Origin of the sequence: Falsihalocynthiibacter arcticus (assembly GCF_000812665.2) — a bacterium.
Taxonomy (GTDB): domain Bacteria; phylum Pseudomonadota; class Alphaproteobacteria; order Rhodobacterales; family Rhodobacteraceae; genus Falsihalocynthiibacter; species Falsihalocynthiibacter arcticus.
Genome location: NZ_CP014327.1, coordinates 1,690,421 through 1,711,728, shown reverse-complemented (window position 1 = coordinate 1,711,728; position 21,308 = coordinate 1,690,421). Strand labels below are relative to the sequence as shown.

General features: G+C 54.3%; 23 protein-coding genes and 1 pseudogene. 9 read left to right on the top strand and 15 right to left on the bottom strand.

What is annotated here, in order from left to right; translation table 11 throughout:
* Window positions 1-93: 93 nt before the first annotated feature.
* On the top strand, window positions 94-1,056 hold the full coding sequence (locus RC74_RS08495; protein ID WP_039001856.1) for an acetyl-CoA carboxylase carboxyltransferase subunit alpha: 963 nt from the start codon (window positions 94-96) through the stop codon (window positions 1,054-1,056).
* Here RC74_RS08495 and RC74_RS08490 read toward each other — a convergent pair.
* The 3 genes from RC74_RS08490 to RC74_RS08480 are packed head-to-tail and all read right to left on the bottom strand — an operon-like array spanning window position 1,053 to window position 3,351.
* Window positions 1,053-1,781 (bottom strand): lysophospholipid acyltransferase family protein, encoded by a 729-nt coding sequence (locus RC74_RS08490; RefSeq protein ID WP_039001855.1) that lies wholly within the window; start codon window positions 1,779-1,781, stop codon window positions 1,053-1,055. The two genes, RC74_RS08495 and RC74_RS08490, sit on opposite strands and share 4 nt — an antisense overlap.
* Window positions 1,778-2,683: a cell division protein FtsX gene (locus RC74_RS08485; protein WP_039001854.1), complete on the bottom strand. Its 906-nt coding sequence runs from the start codon at window positions 2,681-2,683 to the stop codon at window positions 1,778-1,780. The genes RC74_RS08490 and RC74_RS08485 overlap by 4 nt, the downstream gene beginning before the upstream one ends.
* Entirely contained in the window at window positions 2,680-3,351 is a 672-nt protein-coding gene (locus tag RC74_RS08480) for a cell division ATP-binding protein FtsE (protein WP_039002012.1), read from the bottom strand. The genes RC74_RS08485 and RC74_RS08480 overlap by 4 nt, the downstream gene beginning before the upstream one ends.
* A 163-nt stretch (window positions 3,352-3,514) precedes the next feature.
* Here RC74_RS08480 and RC74_RS08475 point away from each other — a divergent pair, with 163 nt between their 5' ends.
* Window positions 3,515-4,363 (top strand): zinc-ribbon domain-containing protein, encoded by an 849-nt coding sequence (locus RC74_RS08475; protein WP_039001853.1) that lies wholly within the window; start codon window positions 3,515-3,517, stop codon window positions 4,361-4,363.
* 17 nt (window positions 4,364-4,380) lie between these two features.
* On the opposite strand, the gene RC74_RS08470 is transcribed toward RC74_RS08475, so the two are convergent.
* Window positions 4,381-6,963 (bottom strand): TIGR02302 family protein, encoded by a 2,583-nt coding sequence (locus RC74_RS08470; RefSeq protein WP_039001852.1) that lies wholly within the window; start codon window positions 6,961-6,963, stop codon window positions 4,381-4,383.
* Between the two features lie 37 nt (window positions 6,964-7,000).
* Entirely contained in the window at window positions 7,001-8,266 is a 1,266-nt protein-coding gene (lysA, locus tag RC74_RS08465) for a diaminopimelate decarboxylase (protein WP_039001851.1), read from the bottom strand.
* A gap of 146 nt (window positions 8,267-8,412) precedes the next feature.
* Here lysA and RC74_RS08460 point away from each other — a divergent pair, with 146 nt between their 5' ends.
* Window positions 8,413-8,784 carry a VOC family protein gene (locus tag RC74_RS08460; RefSeq protein WP_039001850.1) on the top strand — a complete coding sequence of 124 codons (372 nt, stop codon included), beginning with the start codon at window positions 8,413-8,415 and terminating at the stop codon, window positions 8,782-8,784.
* A gap of 3 nt (window positions 8,785-8,787) precedes the next feature.
* Here the strand turns inward: RC74_RS08460 and RC74_RS08455 are convergent, their stop codons facing one another.
* The 4 genes from RC74_RS08455 to argH are packed head-to-tail and all read right to left on the bottom strand — an operon-like array spanning window position 8,788 to window position 10,854.
* Complete coding sequence (locus tag RC74_RS08455; RefSeq protein ID WP_039001849.1) at window positions 8,788-9,105, bottom strand: DUF2834 domain-containing protein; 318 nt, start codon at window positions 9,103-9,105, stop codon at window positions 8,788-8,790.
* Window positions 9,105-9,269 carry a hypothetical protein gene (locus tag RC74_RS22110; RefSeq protein ID WP_156477432.1) on the bottom strand — a complete coding sequence of 55 codons (165 nt, stop codon included), beginning with the start codon at window positions 9,267-9,269 and terminating at the stop codon, window positions 9,105-9,107. Before RC74_RS22110 ends, RC74_RS08455 begins: the two co-directional genes overlap by 1 nt.
* Window positions 9,270-9,294: 25 nt before the next feature.
* On the bottom strand, window positions 9,295-9,438 hold the full coding sequence (locus RC74_RS08450; RefSeq protein ID WP_052274787.1) for a hypothetical protein: 144 nt from the start codon (window positions 9,436-9,438) through the stop codon (window positions 9,295-9,297).
* A complete protein-coding gene (argH, locus tag RC74_RS08445) occupies window positions 9,439-10,854 on the bottom strand; it encodes an argininosuccinate lyase (protein WP_039001848.1) in 1,416 nt (471 codons plus the stop codon).
* A 27-nt stretch (window positions 10,855-10,881) separates the two neighbouring features.
* Between argH and RC74_RS08440 the strand changes: the two genes are divergently transcribed.
* Window positions 10,882-11,430: a TlpA family protein disulfide reductase gene (locus tag RC74_RS08440; RefSeq protein ID WP_039001847.1), complete on the top strand. Its 549-nt coding sequence runs from the start codon at window positions 10,882-10,884 to the stop codon at window positions 11,428-11,430.
* 5 nt (window positions 11,431-11,435) lie between these two features.
* On the opposite strand, the gene RC74_RS08435 is transcribed toward RC74_RS08440, so the two are convergent.
* Window positions 11,436-12,005 (bottom strand): DNA-3-methyladenine glycosylase I, encoded by a 570-nt coding sequence (locus RC74_RS08435; RefSeq protein ID WP_039001846.1) that lies wholly within the window; start codon window positions 12,003-12,005, stop codon window positions 11,436-11,438.
* 116 nt (window positions 12,006-12,121) lie between these two features.
* On the opposite strand from RC74_RS08435, the gene RC74_RS08430 reads away from it, so the two are divergent.
* The 4 genes from RC74_RS08430 to yddG all read left to right on the top strand — a co-directional run bounded on the left by RC74_RS08430 (window position 12,122) and on the right by yddG (window position 16,159).
* Window positions 12,122-12,961: an EAL domain-containing protein gene (locus RC74_RS08430; protein ID WP_052274786.1), complete on the top strand. Its 840-nt coding sequence runs from the start codon at window positions 12,122-12,124 to the stop codon at window positions 12,959-12,961.
* 146 nt (window positions 12,962-13,107) lie between these two features.
* A complete protein-coding gene (locus tag RC74_RS08425) occupies window positions 13,108-14,283 on the top strand; it encodes an acetyl-CoA C-acetyltransferase (protein WP_039001845.1) in 1,176 nt (391 codons plus the stop codon).
* A gap of 76 nt (window positions 14,284-14,359) precedes the next feature.
* Window positions 14,360-15,082 carry a beta-ketoacyl-ACP reductase gene (gene phbB, locus RC74_RS08420; protein ID WP_039001844.1) on the top strand — a complete coding sequence of 241 codons (723 nt, stop codon included), beginning with the start codon at window positions 14,360-14,362 and terminating at the stop codon, window positions 15,080-15,082.
* A 225-nt stretch (window positions 15,083-15,307) separates the two neighbouring features.
* Window positions 15,308-16,159, top strand: coding sequence for an aromatic amino acid exporter YddG (gene yddG / locus RC74_RS08410; RefSeq protein ID WP_335339586.1), 852 nt, complete (start codon window positions 15,308-15,310; stop codon window positions 16,157-16,159).
* Here the strand turns inward: yddG and RC74_RS21685 are convergent.
* From RC74_RS21685 to RC74_RS08400, 3 genes are all read right to left on the bottom strand, one after another.
* Window positions 16,156-16,323 (bottom strand): YdcH family protein, encoded by a 168-nt coding sequence (locus RC74_RS21685; protein ID WP_082802223.1) that lies wholly within the window; start codon window positions 16,321-16,323, stop codon window positions 16,156-16,158. The two genes, yddG and RC74_RS21685, sit on opposite strands and share 4 nt — an antisense overlap.
* Window positions 16,324-16,453: 130 nt before the next feature.
* A complete protein-coding gene (locus RC74_RS08405) occupies window positions 16,454-17,206 on the bottom strand; it encodes a tRNA1(Val) (adenine(37)-N6)-methyltransferase (RefSeq protein ID WP_039001841.1) in 753 nt (250 codons plus the stop codon).
* Window positions 17,207-17,422, bottom strand: coding sequence for a putative signal transducing protein (locus tag RC74_RS08400; protein WP_039001840.1), 216 nt, complete (start codon window positions 17,420-17,422; stop codon window positions 17,207-17,209).
* A 56-nt stretch (window positions 17,423-17,478) separates the two neighbouring features.
* Here RC74_RS08400 and RC74_RS08395 point away from each other — a divergent pair.
* Window positions 17,479-18,476, top strand: a pseudogene (locus RC74_RS08395) (polyprenyl synthetase family protein).
* On the opposite strand, the gene RC74_RS08390 reads toward RC74_RS08395, so the two are convergent.
* Together RC74_RS08390 and RC74_RS08385 are read right to left on the bottom strand one after the other, a co-directional pair.
* A complete protein-coding gene (locus RC74_RS08390) occupies window positions 18,473-20,125 on the bottom strand; it encodes a thiamine pyrophosphate-binding protein (RefSeq protein WP_039002010.1) in 1,653 nt (550 codons plus the stop codon). The pseudogene RC74_RS08395 and the gene RC74_RS08390 sit on opposite strands and share 4 nt — an antisense overlap.
* Before the next feature lie 93 nt (window positions 20,126-20,218).
* Entirely contained in the window at window positions 20,219-21,271 is a 1,053-nt protein-coding gene (locus RC74_RS08385; protein WP_039001838.1) for an NAD(P)/FAD-dependent oxidoreductase, read from the bottom strand.
* Between the last annotated feature and the right edge of the window lie 37 nt (window positions 21,272-21,308).

Genomic DNA, 21,308 nt, shown 5'->3' with positions numbered 1-21,308 from the left:
CGCGCGCATTTAGCTGCACCTTAGCCAACTACAGACATTGCAAATACTGCTGTAGAGCGTCATATATCTGTGCAAAGCGACGTGGAGACGGCAATGAACAATTATCTCGAATTTGAAAAACCCTTGGCGGAAATCGAAGGCAAAGCCGAGGAGCTACGCGCGATGGCGCGGGCGAATGATGAGATGGACGTAGAGGCAGAGGCCAAGGCACTTGATGCCAAGGCACAGATTCTGTTGAAAGATTTGTATTCCCATCTAACGGCGTGGCGCAAATGCCAAGTAGCGCGGCACCCTGATCGCCCGCATTGCCTCGACTATATCGAGCAACTTTTCACCGATTTCACGCTCCTAGCGGGCGATCGGAACTTCGCAGACGATCTTGCGGTTATTGGTGGCCTTGCGCGTTTGGGCGGCCAAGCCGTTGTGGTTATCGGCCAAGAAAAAGGTTCCGACACTAAATCCCGCGTCGAGCGGAATTTTGGCATGGCGCGGCCCGAAGGCTATCGCAAAGCCATCCGTTTGATGGACCTCGCCGACCGTTTTAACCTTCCCGTCATCACACTCGTTGACACAACCGGCGCGTTTCCCGGCAAAGGCGCTGAAGAGCGCGGCCAATCCGAAGCCATCGCGCGGTGTACAGAAAAATGCCTCAAACTCGGCGTACCCATGATCACGGTTGTGATCGGGGAAGGCGGATCGGGCGGGGCCGTGGCTTTGGCGGCGGGCAATACGCTCGTGATGTTAGAGCACTCGGTTTATTCCGTGATTTCCCCCGAAGGCTGTGCGTCGATCCTCTGGAAAGATGCCGCGCGGATGCGCGAAGCGGCCGAGGCGCTGCGCATTACAGCACAGGATTTGTTAACACTTGGCGTGGCGGACGAAGTTATTCCAGAACCCATCGGCGGCGCGCATCGCGCTCCACATGCGACTATTGCTGCGGTGGGAAAATCTATCGAAAAGCATCTGAAATTGCATGCCAAAAAGAAACCGGACGTCCTCATCAAGGAACGCCGCAAAAAGTTCCTCGACTTGGGCGCGAAAGGCCTTTCGGCCTAGCCAGCGAAGCATGCTTCAAGAGCCAAACGTTCTGACGCAGGCTCAATGATGTCTTCGAGTTTCTCCATGAATTCCTTGGTCGGCAATCCAGGGGCGATTGGTGGGAAAAACTCAACGACCGCCGTGCCTTGTTTGCGATAAATCCCGTGACGCGGCCAAAACACCCCGACATTGGTGGCGGCAGGGACGCAGGCTTGACCTGTCTGGGTATATAGAATGCCTACACCCGCTTTGTACTGGCGCTCCACGCCCGGTGCGACACGCGTCCCTTGTGGATAAATAATCAATTGGCCGGGGAGTTGTGCGCCGGACTTCACATCCGCAATCATCTTTTTAATCGCCGCGCCGCGCTTGCCACGATCCACAGGAACACAGCCAATGCGCATTCCGTACCACCCCAAAATCGGCGCAAATCGTAGGATCGCTTTCATAATGAACTTCGGACGCGGCACTTCAGAGACAATCATAATGATATCAAGAAAGCTCTGGTGTTTGGACGCAATCAACACCTCGTCGGTCGGGATTTCACCCCGCACCTCGGTTTTCAACCCGATCATCCACGCCGCACTCCAACGCACATAGCGGCAATAAGTGTGGACGCCATGGAACGCATAGTCGCGATTAAACACCGCACGCGGCGTGTAATACAACGCGAGCACAAACATCATCACATACATCTGAATGCTAAACAGAAGGGATCGAACCCATTGAATGGCGTAAGTCATGTGAGCCCTTTCAAAACGCGCAGAGCGGAATAGCGGGTCGCGCTATAAGCGACGAGTGATGATAAAACGGGCACAAGCATGGGATAGAGCCAGTGGAAACCTTGAAAGCCAAGCCCTGTGAGAAATCCGCCCGCAGCGTCGGTGCGGGGCAGGAAGGCGATAGCGGTTGTTGCGAATAGGGTGCCAATGGCCGCGCCAACAAAGGCCCGAATTGTGAAGCGGCGCACGAAAGCGCGTGCGATAAAGATGTCACGCGCCCCGACCAAGCGAAGGACGCCTATTATTTGTGCGTTTGCCGCAAGGGCCGAGTTTGCCGCGAGGGTAATCATCGCGCCCGTTGCCGCCGTAATAAGTGCAATCGAAATCAGGCCGAGCATCCGAAGCCGCTCCGCAGCTTTCACAAGGGGTCGCCGCCAGCGCGTATGATCGTCAAGAACGGCTCCCGGAGCTTCCGCGCGCAGGCGAAGGCTCAACCCTTCAGCGTCGTAGCCTTCCTCGTCTTCCAAAACCTCGATCAATTGGGGGATCGGCAGGGTTTCGATGGGTAAATCAGGCCCAAACCATGGGGCAAGGAGCGCCTTTTGTTCCTCAAGGTCAAAGGCCCGCGCAGAAGCAACGCCTGGCGTCGTTTCCAACACCCGAAGCGCGGCTTGCGTTTGTGCCTCGACCTGCCCTAAAGGGGCGGAAATACGGACGGTGGCGGTGCGGGCCAATTCAGACGCCCAGCGATTTGCCAACCTATCCGTCGCCAGCGATAGCGCCAGCGCAAACACCGCCAGAAACCCCATGGCCCCCGCCGTAAACAACGTCAGCGTGGCCGTAAATCCAGCAGGTGGAACGACGTTATGTGAAGCTTCGCCACCGTCAAGAAACCGCGTCACCCGCTCAAGAAGGGCCCTCATAGGTCGGCTCCTGCAAGGTGTAGCGTTTTGTCTGAGATGCGCAAAACCCTTGCATTTACTTGCTTTTTGGCCGTCCGGATCAGATTGAGATCATGCGTTGCAATCATAATCGTTTTGCCCATCCGATTAAGTTCCACCAAGAGCGACAGCAGGCGTTGGGACATTTCCCAATCGACATTCCCCGTTGGTTCATCCGCAAGGATCACATCAGGCGATTGGATGACCGCCCGCGCGAGTGCCGCGCGTTGCCGTTCGCCGCCAGAAAGTTCCGGTGGCCGGAAGGTTTTGCGTTTATCCAACCCGACCCATTGCAAGAGGTCCTTCATGTCTTCCATGTTCACTTGGCGCCCCGTTACCGCCAGCGGTAATGCCACGTTTTCGGTCAGCGACAGGTGGTCGAGGAAATTACAATCCTGATGAACCACCCCAATGCGGCTTCGATTATGGGCGATGTCATCGCGACTCATGGTGCTGACATCTTTGCCAAACACCTGAACCTGCCCCGAGGTGGCGCGCAATTGCATGTAGCAAAGTTTCAGAAACGTTGTCTTTCCGGCCCCCGAAGGACCCGTCAGAAAGTGGAATGAACCCGGTGCCAGTTTGAGCGACAAACCAGAGAGTAAGTCTCCTCCGCCATAGCCATAGGAAACATTTTGAAGTTCAATCACCAGCGAGTCCTTATCGGTTAATCTGCCACAGTTTTGCCCAAGCGCGCGAAAGGTTGCAATGGCTGTGGCCAAAACCTTTGTGTTTTCTTTTCCGCCTGTTAATGTTTCGCGCAAGAGTGGAAACAATAAACGCGGAAAATCCGCACGACAGGAAGGAGTAGCGATGAGGCTGATTTGCCCTAATTGCGATGCCCATTATGAGGTCGAAAGCCGTCTCATCTCCGAAAACGGGCGCGATGTGCAATGTTCAAGCTGTGGTGACACGTGGTTTCAAGCCGCCGCAACGCAAGATGACGACATAAAATCCGACCTCGAAGACGACATTTTTGCCGAGAATGCGGATCAAACGGGTGACCAAGATGCCCCCGAAATAGAAGAAATTGTGGAGGCTGAGCCTGCAGCGCAAGCGGAGTCCGAGACGACGACGGCACAGGGACCGGAACGTGCGAGCCTTGATTCGACCCTCATGCAGGTCTTGCGCGAGGAAGCGGAGCGGGAAACCCAAGCGCGGCTTAGCGAAGGTGGTGCAAACCTTGAAACCCAAACCGATATGGGCTTGGAAGCGCCAGAGCAACGCTCAAAGAGTTTTCCAGACGAACCCGATGTTGAAGAAGCCGTGCGCGAGCGTACAGCGCGGTTGCGCGGCATAGAGCCCGAGGATGTGTCCGATGGCTCTCCGAGTTCGCGCCGCGATTTATTGCCAGACATTGAAGAAATCAATTCCACATTGCGCGCCACATCCGATCGTAAAACCGGCGTTTCAAAAGAGACTGACGAAGAGGCCCCAAACAAGCGAAGTGGTTTTCGCACAGGTTTTAGTCTGATTATTGTTCTCGTGGCAGCCTTGCTTCTGGTTTACACATTTGCTCCGCAAATCGGGGCCAAAGTGCCAGCGATTGATCCTGCGTTGAAATCGTTTGTGCGGAGTGCGGATCAAGGTCGCGTAAAGATCGATACCCTTATGGAAACGCTCATCGCCAAAATCAACACCGACGAAGCCCCCAGCCAGTAGGCGGGCTTTTCGGCCATTTAGAATTGATCGATTAGGCGGCGAAGGTATTCCAATTCTTGGTCTGGGCGGGTCTTGTCCCCTTCTCGACGGCGCAATTCGTCTAGCAATTCGCGTGCACGGCCATAGGGGTTTTCGCCATCGGCAAAGGGGCTGTCACTGCGGGACGCCCCGCTTGTTCCGGGCGCGCGTCCGAGGGGGTCGCCACCGTCACGCCCTTCGCCCTGTGCGGTTTGGCCATCCTCGCCCTCAGCGCTATTGGAGTCTTCCGCCATGGCCTGACCAAGGGCACGCATCCCTTCGCGCAATTCTTCTATCGCCTCTGATTGACGGTCCAACGCGAGCGGAATGTCTTCGTCTTCCAGCGCATTTTCAGCCTCTTCCATTGCCCGCCCCGCGCGATCAAGCGCTTCGCGGGACCCGCCATCGCTCCCCTCGCCTAAAGCCTGCTCTTGGCGGCTCAATTCATCCCGAAGGGCTTGCTGCCGTTGCGCCAACGACTCGCTCCCACCAGGTTGGCCTTGATCGGTTTCCTCGTTGCCCTTGCCGCCCCCCTCACCAAGCTGTTGTTCGCCTGTTGCGCCCTCCCCTTCTTGGCCGTCCTCGCTTGGCTGCGCCGAAGGGTCTTGGCCCTGTGGGGTTGACGGGTTGTAGCGTTCTTGGAGGTTGCGAAAAGCTTCATCCGAGAGGTCTTGCTGATCGCGAAGGGTCTCTTGCAGGTCTTCCATCGCACGTTCGGCAGGTGTTTGTGGGCCGTTGCCTTCGCCGCCCTGCGTGACTTGCATATTTTCCATCATCTCGCGCAACATCTCAAGAAGTTGCTGGGCTTCCGCCATCCGACCCTGCTCCATCAAGTCTTGGATTTGATCCATCAACGCGTCAATCTCGTCTTGCGTCACATCCGTGGAGTCTTGATTTTGGGCGCTTTGTTGGTCTGGATTTGGCTCCGAAGTTTGGGCGAGTTGTTTGACATAATCGTCCATCGCCTCGCGCAATTCGTGCATCAACTCGGCGATTTCTTCGTCACTGGCCCCACGTTCCATTGCCTCCGCAAGGCGATCTTGCGCGCGTTCCAGACGTGCCTTTGCATCCTCAAGACCGCCGTCTTCAATGCGCAGCGCAATCTCCCACAGCGCATCGGCAATCATCGTTTGCTCTTGAGGATTTAGCCCGTCGATATTTGCCATTGCCAGGCGTTGCAGGGCGACACGCAGCATAAGAAAGCCACTCTCGTCGAGGTTCATATCTTGGGGAACATGCATCACGGCCCGCAAAACCTGCTCGGCACGGAGCCCATTGCTGCGGGCCCATAAAATGTCGCGTCGGGCTTCGACAACACTCGCCGCGAGTGGGTGAAAAAACTTGCGTTTGGGGAGGGTCGTTTCCAAAATCTCAACAGCGCTCGTTTGCTCTAAATCATCCTCGACTTGCAGCGCTAAGGTTACCGGCAACCCCGCCCAAAGATTTGGCGCGAAATCTTCAACAGCCGTTTCGGTAAAATCGGCGGACTCCGCTGAAAAAGCAAGGGGAAGGTCCAACACCAAATCCTCCTGCGGATCAGGTTCGGCATGCAGGCCATAGCGCCGATCAACCGCGCTTAAATCGAGCGTGACGCGCAGAGTTCCAGCCGCCACGCCATAGTCGTCACTGGCCCGAAATTCTTGGCGCAACTCGCCGTCCAACGTGGCCACAGGGGGCGCGGAAAGCCGCACCTCCGGTGCCGCATCCGCGAGCATTTCAATACTCCAATCGCCTCCATATGCGCCCTTGATGGAGAGATCACCCGACCGTTCAACCGAAAGGGAAAGCGAGGTTGTGCCGCCAAAATCGGCAGAAGCTTGAGCGGTTGTTGGCAGCGTTCCTATGTTTTGTTTCAGGGAGTTTGCACTGGATTCGTCATAGAACCGAAGGGCAATAACACTGCCCTCAGGGACTTGAAGGTCCGAACGCGCGATCAGATCGTTCAAATAAAGCGTGGGTTTGCCCGTATAGCTTGGCGGTTGAATCCAGCCTTCCCATTGGGCCCCAGCTTCTCCCTGTCCCGCGAGGAGGTTGTCCGAAAGGATTGTCACGGAACCAAAATACTTAGGTGCGCCGAAAATCACGGCGGCCAATAGCGCGGTAACAGCCATCAAGCGCAGCCCGTTTGGATCGCGATCCGCGAGACGCAAATCGGGCCAAGGGGCCTGCGCGCTTGCCGTTTTCGCTTCCATCCTGCGCAAATGCGCCTCCCAAACCGCGCGCGAGGCCGGATCGTCAAGGCCCACAGTTTGCGCATCGGTCAAAGCCGCGAGGGGCTGGCCCACAAGGGTTGAATCCAACCGCGCCAAGGATTCGGAGCGATGCGGGAACCGAAAACGAGCAACAGCCCGTACAAGAGTCGCGAGGAGAAGAACACTGACAGCCGCAAGCAACCCCACGACCACGACAAACGGCAGGCGCTCCTGCACACCGAAAAGAAACGCCGCTACGAGTGTAAAAACAAGGCTATATACGGGCCAAAACGCGCGCAAAAACCGCTCAGCCACAAGTCCGGCCCACGTGAACCGAAGGGGCCAACGAAGGCGTTTCGACAGATTATTTTGCGCATCGGCCGACTTCAAGAGCACATCTCCGCAGTGGTTTTGGCCAAGGACTAACCTAAAGCCATGAAGGAACCGTATCGCGATCAATCATATCTTGAAAGGTCGGACGTGCCCGAATGACAGCGAATTGATCACCATCGACCAAAACCTCTGGAATAAGGGGCCGCGAATTGTATTCACTGGCCATAACCGCGCCATAAGCCCCTGCCGAGCGAAATGCCACGAGGTCGCCCGCAGTCAATGGCGGCATATTGCGTCCCTTGGCAAAGGTGTCGCCACTTTCACAAACGGGCCCAACGATATCGTATTTCGCCTGTTCAACCCCAGGTGCGGCTTCAATCACAGGAATAATGTCGTGATGCGCGCCATACATAGACGGGCGGACAAGATCATTCATCGCGCCGTCGATAATGAGGAATTCGCGGTCTTCCCCCGACTTCACATAGATCACTTCGCTGACCAAAATGCCTGCATTTCCCGAAATCAGACGCCCCGGTTCAATCTCGATTTCGCAGCCCAAATCGCCCAAAACGTCCTGAATGAGGGCACCATATTCTTTGGGCAAGGGAGGAGCTTCGTTGGAGCGTTCGTAAGGAATGCCCAAACCGCCGCCCAGATCCAAGCGGGTGATTTCGTGGCCGTCTTTGCGCAGAACTTCCGTCAATTCGCGAACCTTTTTGTAGGCTTGCTCAAATGGCTCAAGTTCAACCAATTGGCTACCGATATGAACATCAATGCCCATAATTTTCAGCCCCGTAAGACTAGCGGCCTGCGCATAGACTTCCCTTGCCCGTGAAATCGGAATGCCGAATTTATTCTCGCTTTTTCCGGTCGCAATTTTCTCATGGGTTTTAGCATCAACGTCGGGGTTCACCCGAATAGCAATCGGCGCGACAACATTCAGCGCCAGCGCCGCTTCATTCAGCACAATCATCTCGGGTTCGGATTCGACATTAAACTGGCGAATACCACCGATTAGAGCCGCGTCCATTTCCTCGCGGGTCTTGCCCACACCGGAAAAAACAATTCGGTTGCCCGGAACGCCCGCCGCCTTGGCGCGCGCATATTCGCCGCCCGAGACCACATCCATACCCGCGCCCTCTTTGGCCAAAAGGGTCAGGATCGCTTGGTTGGAATTGGATTTCATGGCAAAACAAACGAGGTGCTCCATGCCCGCGAGCGCATCATCAAACAGTTTAAAATGCCGACGGAAGGTTGCCGAGGAATAGAGATAAAACGGGGTGCCTACCGCCTTTGCAATCTCAGAAACGCGCACATCTTCAGCGTAAAGTTCGCCGTTACGATACAGAAAATGGTCCATTGTCGCGCCTTTCGAATGCCGCCCCTAAAAGGGGTTTTTTTGCTCATACCAGACCGTGCAACTATTTCAAACGAAACCCGTGATAAAAACGCAGGTTAGGCACGAAAGATAAAAAATGCTAAACTTTAATGAAACGGGAGGAAGCAATGGAATTAGGTGTATTTTCAGTCAGCCTCAATGTGAAAGACCTTCAAGTCTCGCTCGCATTCTATGAAAAACTGGGCTTTGATGTTTTTCACGGAGACGTGGCACAGGGGTGGCTCATCCTTCAACATGGGACAACCACGATTGGGCTTTTTCAGGGCATGTTCCCGCGCAACATCCTGACGTTCAATCCGGGTTGGGACTCGCAAGCGAAGGCGTTAGACGACTTTGACGACGTTCGGGTGCTTCAAAAGGCTTTCGCGGAGCGCGGGTTGGATGCGGGGCAACCGATTGACCCCGACTCGCAAGGCCCCGCGAGTTTTATGATTGTGGATCCGGATGGCAATCCAATTCTAATTGATCAGCACGTTTAAGCGTTACTCAATCGGGCGGGACCGGAAGTAGAGATAAAGCGGTAGCCCACATGAAACGCCGATCAAAAAGGTTGCTGGTATAGCGACAAGCGCCATCCAATTGCGTCGGACATAGGTCTCTGCCAAAATCCAAACGCTCAAGGCGATGGCTGAAATAACGAGGTCCCACATGAGGCCCGTCGTTGCTGAGTTGGCCTGCCACGCGGCAAACAGCAATTTCGGCGCAGGACCATTTCCCCAAACCCAAAGCCCAATATGATACATCGGGAGTAAAGCCCCGACGATTGCCAATCCAAGATATATTGCACGCAGAGGAGACATCAGAATCCTAAATTTATGCCAAAATTGCCGGTACTTATGCCTACACGACTATAGGTGCCGCCCGTCCCTGCATAGACGGTACCGTTCACGACGGGCGGGTGTTGCGGGCCCGCACAGGCCCCCAACAGTGTCGTTACCAAAATGACAGCGATGACCTTATTCATGCTTCACCTTCACACCCCGAGGGGCTTAAAACTTCGTTACGACGCCCATGCGGGCCTCGCCAGACACGCTAATTCCTGGAGGAGGCGTAGATTCCGGTGCCTTGGGCGATCCGTCCACACCGCAGGCCGCAAGAGTGACAAAAAGTCCGAGAAAAACAAGCTTTTTCATTTAGGTATCCTTATTTAGGTTTTTGGTCCAACGTGCGATTTGGCTGCGCACTTGGCTCGGAGCGGTGCCGCCATAGGACACGCGCGAAGCCACGGAATTATGGACACCGAGCACATCAAAGACGTCTTGAGTAATGTGTTCGTGCACGGATTGCATGTCCGCCAAGGTAAGGTCCGGCAAATCGCATTCTTTACTTTCCGCCAATGCCACAAGGGTTCCCGTGACGTGATGTGCATCGCGGAAAGGCATATTGAGGGCGCGCACCAACCAGTCGGCAAGATCGGTCGCAGTTGAAAACCCACTGGCCGCTGCGATCTCGAGGTTTTTGGTGTTTGCGGTCATATCGGCCACCATTCCCGTCATCGCGGCAAGGGCGAGCATCAGGTTGTCGGCGGCATCAAAGACTTGCTCTTTGTCTTCCTGCATATCCTTGGAATAGGTCAGCGGAAGGCCTTTCATCACCGTAAACAGCCCAACCATCGCCCCCATGATCCGGCCGATTTTGGCGCGAATAAGTTCGGCGGCATCGGGATTTTTCTTTTGTGGCATGATAGAGGAGCCAGTCGAGAAGCGATCCGAAAGCGCGACGAAACGGAATTGTGCGGAGGACCAAATCACGAGTTCCTCGGCAAAACGACTGAGATGCATCGCGGTGATTGTAGAGGCCGCGAGGAATTCGAGCGCAAAATCGCGGTCGGCCACGGCATCCAGCGAGTTCGCTGCGGGGCGATCAAAGCCCAGCGCTTCGGCGGTCATGTGGCGATCAATCGGGAAGCTAGTTCCGGCAAGGGCCGCCGCACCGAGAGGGGATTCATTCATCCGCACCCGCGCATCGCGAAAGCGCGACATATCGCGGCCAAACATCTCGACATAGGCCATCATATGGTGGCCCCAAGTGACAGGTTGGGCGACTTGCAAATGGGTGAAGCCGGGCATCACCCAATCAGCGCCCGCCTCGGCCTGCGCCAAAAGCGCGCGGATGAGGGCCTCAAGGCCGACAATCACAGCGTCCGTTTGATCGCGCACCCAGAGGCGGAAATCGGTTGCGACTTGGTCGTTGCGGCTGCGACCTGTGTGGAGGCGGCCTGCGGGCTCACCGATCAGGTCTTTGAGACGGCTTTCCACGTTCATGTGGATGTCTTCTAGGGCCGCCGAATACTGAAACTCTCCGTTGTCGATTTCTGACAATACCGTGAGAAGGCCTTCCCGAATGGCAACCGCGTCTGTATCTGTAATAATGCCTGCGCTTGCTAACATTGCAGCGTGGGCGCGAGAACCCTCAATGTCTTGAGCGGCCATGCGTTTATCGAAACTGATCGAGGCGTTGATGGCCTCCATGATCGCATCGGGTCCGGCGGCGAAGCGTCCGCCCCACATTTGGTTGGAAGAAGTCTTGGGTGTATCGTTTTTGGTCATGCTTATGCCCTTTGGAGGGAAGAAAAAATGCGAAATCTTTGGTTAGCCCCCCTATACGCGGGCCTCGCGCTTAGCGCAAACGCTGCCTTTGCCGATTTGGCGGATCTACGCGTAGGCTCGCTCGAAAAATTGCAAATACATGCGACGCCTGTGGCAGGTGCAGAGGCTATTTTTTTTGATCCCGAGGGAAACGAGCGAACTCTGTCCGACTATGATGGCAAAATTACGCTGGTGAATTTTTGGGCGACATGGTGCGCGCCCTGCCGCAAAGAAATGCCCTCCCTTGACCGCCTAGCGGCGCAAATGGAGAGCGAGGACTTCGCCGTTGTTACTGTCGCCACGGGCCGCAACAAAATGGCGGCGATTGAGAAATTCTTTGCCACCGAAAACATTCAGAATCTCCCGATCCTGTTAGATCCCAAAAGCGCCCTCGCGCGTGAAATGAATGTCGAAGGACTGCCCGCGACGATACTCCTTAATCGCCAAGGCCAAGAAATCGCGCGCCTCGTTGGCGAAGCAGAATGGGATAGCGAAAGCGCCAAGGCCATTTTCGCAGAATTAATCGCGCAAAAATGATGCTTTCAACGGGTTTTGCTCAAATGGCTATGCCGTGGACAGGTTACAATGTGGTCATTGGCCATGCCCACCGCCTCCATAAAGGCATAGACAATCGTCGGCCCACAGAACTTAAACCCGCGTTTCTTAAGATCCTTGGATATTTCGGTTGAGAGCGGCGTTGACGGCGGAACATCTGCCAATAATTTGAAGTTATTTTGAAGTGGTTTTCCGCCAACAAAATTCCAAAGATAGGTATCAAATCCCTGCTCTTGCTCAATGGCTTGCCAAACACGCGCATTTGAAATGGTCGCAGCGATCTTGCCACGGTGGCGAATGATGCCCGGATTTTGCAAAAGCGTTTCGATTTCTGGCTCGCCCCATGTGGCAATCACATTTGGGTCAAATCCATGAAAGGCCTCAATAAAGTTCTGACGCTTCTTGAGAATGGTGATCCAACTCAACCCCGCTTGGAACCCGTCTAGAACCAGTTTCTCCCAGAGAGCGCGGCTGTCATAAACAGGGACGCCCCACTCGGTGTCATGGTAAGCAATGTATATGTCTTCCTGGCCAACCCAACCGCATCTTTCCTGCATATTTCCCCCTAAACCAGACACCCTGCAATTCGTCTCAAATTAGAACCAAATGCGAACTTTCACCAGCTATTAAACTATCAGGAGGCATTCTAAACCTGTTGGTGAGGGAGAAAAAAATGCGTTTAACAAAGAATGGATATGTCACAGAGGCGATTGAGGGCCCAGAAAACCCTTTTTCTTTTGCTCAAGCAGAACAGGAATTAAATGTGCTTTCCCTTGTGCAGCATGCGCTCGACAATAAAAGGGCAATCTTGGCCTTTCAACCTGTTGTTCAGGCATCGCGCCCAGGTCGTGTTGCTTTTTATGAAGGCCTCGTGCGGTTGCTCGACGATAATGGGCGCGTCATCCCAGCCCACGAATTTATTGATGCCATCGAAAACAAAGAGCTTGGTCGCAAGGTGGACTGTCTTGCTTTGGAAATGGGTCTACAAACCCTGCTCGATCAACCGAGCTTACGCCTGTCAATCAACATGTCCGCGCGATCGATCGGGTATCAACGCTGGATGCGCACTTTGGAATATGGGCTGGATCGAGACCCTACTATTGCCGAACGCTTGATTCTGGAAATCACCGAAAGCTCCGCTATGCTCATGCCGGAACTCGTGACGACATTCATGAAAGATCTAAATCTGCGTGGAATTTCGTTTGCGCTCGATGATTTCGGGGCGGGGTATACCGCGTTCCGCTATCTCAAGGACTTTTTCTTCGACATTATCAAAATTGACGGACAATTCATTCGTGGAATAGCCACAGATCCCGACAACCAAGTCCTGACCAAAGCGCTCTGCTCTATCGCTTCACAATTTGAAATGTTTACCGTCGCTGAAAGTGTTGAAAACAAGGAGGATGTTGCTTTCCTTCAATCCATTGGTATCGATTGCCTTCAGGGGTATTATTTTGGCGCGCCAACAATTCGTCCTCCATGGCAAAAAGAACTCGCAGAGAAAACTGGATAATATCACGGTTTTCCTTGCGTAAGGCGGGAACACCCTGTCAATTGTACTTCACGTAGATTCATCGTTGAACTTTACGCAATTGACGGGATGTGCCGCTGTCCCGAAGCGTCACGGACCTTTTTCAGTCTCGGGAGAGGAAAAGCCTAATGACTCATGTTGTCATCGCATCTGCAGCGCGAACCGCTGTGGGCAGCTTTAATGGTTCGTTTGCCAACACCCCCGCCCACGACCTCGGCGCCGCTGTGCTCGAATGTCTTGTTGAGCGCGCCGGAATTGACAAAGCCGAAGTTTCAGAAACCATCCTTGGGCAAGTTTTAACGGCCGGCCAAGGGCAAAACCCAGCTCGCCAAGCGCATATAAACGCGGGCCTTCCAAAAGAAGCGGCCGCTTGGGGAATTAACCAAGTTTGCGGATCTGGCCTGCGTGCCGTTGCTTTGGGAACACAGCATATTTTACTGGGCGACGCCGAGATTGTCACCGCTGGTGGTCAAGAAAACATGTCCATGTCCCCCCATGTCGCAAACCTGCGTCAGGGACACAAAATGGGCGACATGCAGTTCATTGACTCGATGATCCGCGACGGCCTGTGGGATGCATTTAATAATTACCACATGGGTACAACCGCAGAAAACGTTGCAAAACAGTGGGACATCACCCGCGAAATGCAGGACCTCTTTGCGGTTGGCAGCCAAAACAAAGCTGAAGCCGCACAGAAGGCTGGCAAGTTTGTCGATGAAATCATGCCCTTTATCGTAAAATCACGGCGCGGTGATACCGTGGTCGACGCGGATGAATACATTCGTCATGGCGTAACAATGGAAGCGATGCAAAAATTGCGCCCCGCATTTGATCGTGAAGGCACAGTCACCGCGGCCAACGCTTCTGGCCTCAACGACGGTGCCGCCGGAGCGCTTCTTATGAGCGCCGCGAATGCAGAAAAACGGGGAATCGAACCTTTAGGCCGCATTGCAAGCTACGCAACAGCTGGTCTCGACCCCTCAATTATGGGCGTTGGACCCGTTTACGCCAGCAAGAAGGCCCTCGAAAAAGCTGGCTGGAAAGCAAGCGATTTGGACTTGATTGAGGCCAATGAAGCTTTCGCAGCACAAGCCTGTGCCGTTAACAAAGAGATGGGCTGGGATCCTGAGATCGTGAATGTAAACGGCGGTGCGATCGCCATTGGCCACCCAATCGGTGCTTCTGGCGCGCGTGTGCTAAACACTCTTCTGTTCGAAATGAAGCGCCGCGACGCGAAAAAGGGTCTGGTGACACTTTGTATTGGCGGTGGAATGGGCGTTGCACTTTGTGTTGAACGCGACTAATTTCAAACCGTGCGCGCAACAAAATTGCGCGCACGTCTGATATTTTTATCTATTAATACTTCTGGAGGAGAAAAGCATGTCAAGAGTAGCACTCGTTACGGGCGGAACACGCGGGATCGGCGCAGCCATTGCAACAGCCCTCAAAGCTGAAGGCTATACGGTCGCAGCAAACTTTGCGGGCAATGAAGAAGCCGCCGCGAAGTTCACGGCCGAAACTGGAATCGCTACTTATAAATGGTCTGTCGCCGACTATGACGCATGTGTTGCGGGAATAGCAAAAGTCGAAGCCGACCTTGGCCCCGTTGAGGTGTTGGTCAACAACGCGGGGATCACGCGCGACGGTATGTTCCACAAAATGACCCGCGATCAGTGGCAAGAAGTCATCGACACAAATCTCTCTGGTGTTTTCAACATGACCCATCCAATTTGGAATGGAATGCGAGACCGGAAATTTGGCCGGGTAATCAATATTAGCTCAATCAACGGTCAAAAAGGCCAAATGGGCCAAACCAACTATTCGGCGGCAAAAGCAGGTGATCTCGGTTTCACCAAAGCTCTTGCTCAAGAAGGCGCCTTCAAAGGCATTACCGTAAACGCGATTTGCCCAGGATATATCGGAACAGAAATGGTTATGGCTGTTCCGGAAAAAGTACGCGAGAGCATCATCGCCCAAATCCCAGTGGGACGTTTGGGTGAAGCAAGTGAAATCGCACGTTGTGTCGTTTTCCTCGCATCTGATGATGCGGGCTTTGTGACCGGATCAACGATCACGGCAAATGGCGGCCAGTATTTCGTTTAAACAATCGTAAGATTATTGCTTGGGGCCGGCGCAAACCGGCCCCTTTTTTCTTGCTATCCTCATTCCCAATCTCTACCGAAATATCCGTCCGATTAGCCGCCAAGAAGAACCGCATTTGACTAAGATTGAAGCTTGGATTTTAAAGGTAGAGGCAAAAATGGAAGTTTCCAAAACCTACCGTGACGACGCCTATCGCTTCAAGTGAAGAGGCGAAAAGCAACGGCCGTGGGAGCTTCGGCAATTTTACTCTGGTCTTTTTTGGCCGTTTTGACAGTTGGCAGTTCGCCAATACCTCCCCTGCAACTCAACGCGATGTGTTTCGCTATTTCTGGTATCATCGGGCTCGTTTGGGTCGCCCGAGGTATCGGTTTTTCCACCCTGCTCCACGTAAATTGGAAAATCTACGCCTTCGGAACTCTTGGCCTATTTGGGTATCATTTTCTGTATTTTTCAGCCCTGCGACTGGCTCCCCCTGCTGAGGCGGGATTGATCGCGTATCTCTGGCCGCTTCTCATTGTCCTTTTCAGTGGCTTCCTTCCAGAGGAACGCCTTAAGCCCACCCACATTATCGGTGCGATTCTAGGGTTTGCGGGGGCAGCCATCCTTGTGGGGAATGGAGGGGCGTTGAAGTCTGAGTTCATTCTTGGTTACGCCCTCGCACTCATGTGTGCGGTCACTTGGGCAAGCTATTCGGTTATTTCTCGACGCTTAGGCACGGCCCCGACTGAGACGGTCGCAATTTTCTGCGTCTTTACGTCTTTGCTCTCGCTTCTGGCCCACCTTGTGTTTGAAACGACCTATTGGCCTCAGGATCCCATAGCTTGGGCATCCATCGTTGCGCTGGGCGTTGGTCCTGTCGGAATCGCGTTTTACACGTGGGATTTCGGCATGAAAAAAGGCGACATCCAATTGTTGGGCGTCACCTCATATGCTGCACCCGTGTTTTCAACCGCAATTCTTGTATTTGTTGGCGTAACAACGGCCAGTTGGTCTCTGGCACTCTCTGCCTGCCTCATCATTGCGGGTGCTGCACTGGCGTCACGCGCCAGTGCTCGCGAGTCTGACGAAGCGTCCTAAGCTTCGGACAATCGGTTAATCTGCTCTTTTAGCAACAATTTCTGTTTCTTCATATTTGCAATGGTAAGCTCATCTGCTGAGGGGCTCTTCTGCGCCGTCTCGACTTTAGTGGAAAGAGTTTGATGTTTTCTACGGAGCTCATTCAAATGCGAACTCATGTTCATAGTCGTCCTCCTAAATAAGATTAGCTAGGTCTTCAGAAAAACACAGGATCGACTCTTTGTCACGCATCTTAAACAACCGTTGGCCGACCCTTGCCTACTGTGAGAAAAGAGCACAAACATTAACAAACACTTAACGGCTTGGAAAATTAAGGGCGACGCCATCTCGCAACACGGATTTAACTTCCGGCAAGTAGCTATCTTGATCCACCGAGTGCGCGTCCCCCATATGAAGAACAAGCGCAGGATGTAAAATAAATTCCGCACGCCCTCCCTTGCGGGCCCGCAGCAAAAATCGTCTTGGCCGACGACCTTCGCGCGCAGAGATCGGCAAGACTTCCAGACTACCCAAAACGGGCAAGGCGGCGGCCATAATTTCGGGCAATCGCTCGATATCTTGGATCAAGGAAAAGACCCCTCTGGGACGTAATCTTTTCGCCGCGACTTCCACCCAAAGGGAAAGCGGTGTGTCCTCCGTGAAAGCCGCTTCCCGCCCCACATCTTCGGATTTTTTACGCCTTTTCTCAAGGTAATACGGCGGATTTGCCACGACGTGGTGAAACTGTCGATCCCTGATTGATAATGGCATTTCGGAGAGGTCAGCCGTAACAACTTCAAGCGCACCGTGAGCATTTTCACGGGCCAAGTCGGCATAGTCTGGCTGAATTTCGACTCCCACCAAATCCAATCCTGAAACCCGCGCATTTAGGCAGAGAGACACCGCGCCGACACCGCAGCCAAGCTCTAACACCGACTCGCCCGAGATCGCAGGAATCGCAGCCGCCAGTAACACCGCGTCCGGCCCCGCGCGGTAGCCCTGTGCAGGTTGTCGAAGCGTGACGCGCCCCCCCAAAAAAGAGTCATCGGTCGTTTGCGGAAAACTCATTCATTTTCCTAGGGGAACGTCATTATCGCGCAAAATTGCCTGTGCCATAAAGTGATCTCGGTCGCGAACCATCAATCGGCGCGGCAAAATGCCTATGGAACCTTCGAGCACGCTAATATTTACGTCCATTTCAAAGCAGTCTATACCCTCTCCTTGAAGAAGGGCTTGCGCGAACGCGATGACGGTTGGATCGTTGGTTTTTAAAAGCTCTTTCATAGCCAAGGACTTAAGCCCTAAAGGGGTTATTTGTCGAGAGGGATGACGTGAGCGTGATGGGATTAGATGAAATTGCGGTCAAACCGCATGAACGCCTGAGCGATGCGCTCGCGGGTGAACTTGATGCTGTAAACGCCCTGATTCGCCGTCGCATGGCCTCCGAACACGCGCCTCGCATCCCCGAAGTGACGGCGCATTTGGTCGAAGCGGGCGGTAAACGTTTGCGCCCGATGTTAACTCTCGCTGCGGCGCGAATCTGTGGCTACGACGGGCCCTATCACATCCATATGGCCGCGACGGTTGAGTTTATTCACACCGCGACATTGCTGCATGACGACGTCGTTGACGAAAGCGGCCAACGGCGTGGTCGCCCGACAGCCAATCTGTTGTGGGATAATAAATCCAGCATCCTTGTCGGCGATTATCTTTTTGCGCGCAGTTTCCAATTGATGGTCGAGACTGGCAATATGCGCGCCCTTGATATTCTCGCAAATGCGTCTGCGACCATTGCTGAGGGCGAAGTCTTGCAGCTTACGGCCGCCCAAGATTTGGCCACGACCGAAGAGATTTACTTCAAAGTTGTGCGCGGCAAAACAGCAGCGCTGTTTTCTGCGGCGACAGAAGTTGGTGGCGTTATAGCGGGCGCAAATGAGGTGACCACCGGCGCCCTCTATGACTTTGGCGACGCGTTGGGCATTTGCTTCCAAATTGTCGACGACCTGTTGGATTATTGGGCAGCGACGCCACAGGCAAAAACATCGGCGACGATTTCCGCGAACGCAAACTCACCCTGCCGGTCATCAAAGCGATTGCAAAAGCAACCGACGAAGAGCGGGCGTTTTGGAAGCGGACGATTGAAAAGGGCGACCAACGCGACGGCGATCTTGACGCCGCCCTCGCACTTTTGGCCAGCCATAACGCCCTGCAGGAGACTCGCCAAGAGGCGCTGCAATGGTCTGCGAAGGCTAAGTCAGCGTTGATCGGGCTTCCTGATGACCCGATCAAGGATATGCTTGCCGATATCGCCGACTATGTTGTTGAGCGCCTTAACTAAGCTTTTGCACGCGCCCTGACTTCACTCAATGTCGCTCCAGGGGCAAGTGCTTCGCTGTCAAGTTTCAATTCGATAATGGCGGGAGTTCCACAGTTTCGTGCCCGCTCAAAGGCGGCGGGGAAATCCTCGGTTTTTGTAACCACTTCGCCGTGTCCGCCATAGGCGCGCGCAAAAGCGGCGAAATCTGGATTGATCAAATTCGTTCCAGAAACCCGCGCGGGATAGTGCATTTCCTGATGCATCCGAATGGTCCCATACCGCCCGTTATTGGCGACAATCGTGATGACATTTGCGCCCGACTGCATGGCTGTTGAAAACTCGTTGCAGGTCATCTGAAAACATCCATCCCCTGCAAGGCACACAACTGTTTTTTCCGGAAAGGAAATCGCTGCGGAAATGGCTGCGGGAAAGCCATACCCCATGCTCCCAGAAGTTGGAGCCAGTTGGGTTCCGTGCTGTTTGTAAACAAAGTAGCGGTGCAGGAAGGCCGCATAATTGCCCGCGCCATTGGTCAGGATTGCGTCCTCAGGCAGAACCTCAGAAAGATGCGCGATGACCTCTTCCATTTTCACGTCCCCCGGCGTCGTTCTGGGCTTCAACCATGCCTCATAATCGGCACGAGCCGCTGCACCCCACTCACTCCAAGGCCCCGTAATCGGGGGGCAAGCCGCAAGGGCCGCAACAACTTCACTAGTGTCCGCAACCAAGGCCAAATCTGGGCGATACACCTGTCCCAAACTATCGGGATCAGCGTGCACATGCACAATCCGTGTGGTGATGTTGGTGGGATCAATTGTTGTATACCCCGAGGTCGCGATATCGCCTAAACGCGCCCCGAGAATGACCAAAAGATCTGCCTCGGCGAGGCGTGTTTTCAGCGCAGGATTGATGCCAACGTTCAAGTCCCCAATATAGTTTGGGTGACGGTTGTCGATGTAATCTTGGCGACGGAAATCAACAGCAATAGGCAGGTCGGAGGCCGTTGCAAACTGCGCGATATCGGCTGCGGCCTGCTTAGACCATTTACTACCACCGAGGATTATCAAAGGGCGTTTGGCACGGGCAATTTCAGTTCGAATTGCCGAAATCGACGCATCAGCTACACCGACTAGACGGGGGGCAATGGGGGCAATATCTGGAACGTCCGCAATCGAACTGAGCATGTCTTCGGGCAATGCCAGAACCACAGGGCCGGGCCGTCCGGAGGTTGCGACATGAAACGCGCGACTGATGTATTCGGGGAGGCGCTCGATTTGATCCACCTCCGTCACCCATTTGGCGAGTGTCCCAAAAACAGCCCTATAATCGACTTCCTGAAACGCTTCCCGATCGCGGTGCCCTCGGGCGATTTGCCCGACAAATAAGATCATCGGCGTACTATCTTGACGCGCGATATGCACGCCCGCTGCGGCATTCGTCGCACCTGGACCGCGCGTCACGAAAGCGATTCCAGGCTTGCCTGTGAGCTTACCTTGCGCTTCGGCCATCATTGCAGCGCCGCCTTCTTGGCGGCAAACGTGGTTTTCAATACCGCTTTCGTACAGGCCATCCAGCGCGGCTAAAAAGCTTTCCCCCGGAACAGAAAAAACTCGCTCCACACCTTGGGCAACCAGTTGATCTACGAGAATTTTTCCACCGTGACGTTTCATTCTATGTGCCCATTTCATTGCGTTTCGCAGCGACTTTGCTGGAGTTTTCACTGGGGTGCAAGCCTCAAGAAAATTATGTGCAGTGAGGCGCATCTAGCCCGCCAAATTGGCCTCAACGCGGAAATGATCGGGGATTGTATCGTTCCCGTTCAAAACAAGATCGGCAAGAGTTGTCGCGAGTTTTGGGGTCATGCCAAAGCCAATTTTAAACCCTCCGTTTGCGATAAAATTATTCGGACGTCCGGGATAGGCACCGATCATAGGCGCACGGGTAAAGGAGCGTGGCCGCGCGCGGGCCCAACGCTCAATCACAGGAGCCTGTGCTAGCATCGGAAACGCAGTAAATGCCCGCGCGATGAGGTCTTCGAGCAAGTCATCCGTCGCGCTAGCGTCTTCGAAATATCGCTCCGTTGTCGAGCCAATCGCGGTTGTTCCATTGGAATGGGGAACAACGTAAATTCCATCTGAGAACAGCTGGTTCTTGCCTGTGGCGTCATATCCCAAAAGCGCCGCTTGGCCTTTTTCGCCATTGCCGATGGGGGCGTCGAATTCTTTGGCCATCGCAAAAAGCCCCGCGACGCCCGTTGCCCAAATGATTTTCGTATTGGGCGTTTGCGGCACGTCTTTGCCAAGAATGATTTCGCCGCCAAGTTTTGTCACCGCCTTTGCCAATGCCATGGTCGCCAATCGCGGATGCAAGCGCGCGGAAAGCGTATCATGCACGAGGTACCCCGTTTTGCTTTCCGGTGCCCAGCCAGCATGTTCTTCGGCCTTAACCACATCCCAGCTTGCCTCGCCGTGCCAGAACTCCTTGGCGGCCTCGTGGCGTTCATGGGACAGCTCCAATATGCGGGCGGTGTTAATCGGCTGAAGGCGTCCTACGCGGCCATAGCCCGTCGCAAAACCAGACACCTCCTCGACCCCGCGCCAAAACGCGGGCGCCATACACAGGCTTTCGAATTGAAACTGTTTTTTGGCCTCCCAGCGCTCGGGCGTATGTGGCGCAAGGGCGCCGACAACGCCACCGCTGGCCCCTGCCCCGACCGAGGCCCGCTCAACAACTTGAACTTTCGCGCCCGCCTTGGCACAAACATAGGCGACAGACAGGCCAAACGCGCCCGCCCCCATTACTGTTATTTCTGCCATTGCCAAAGTCCGCGCCCTTCTACATTCTCCGGTTTCT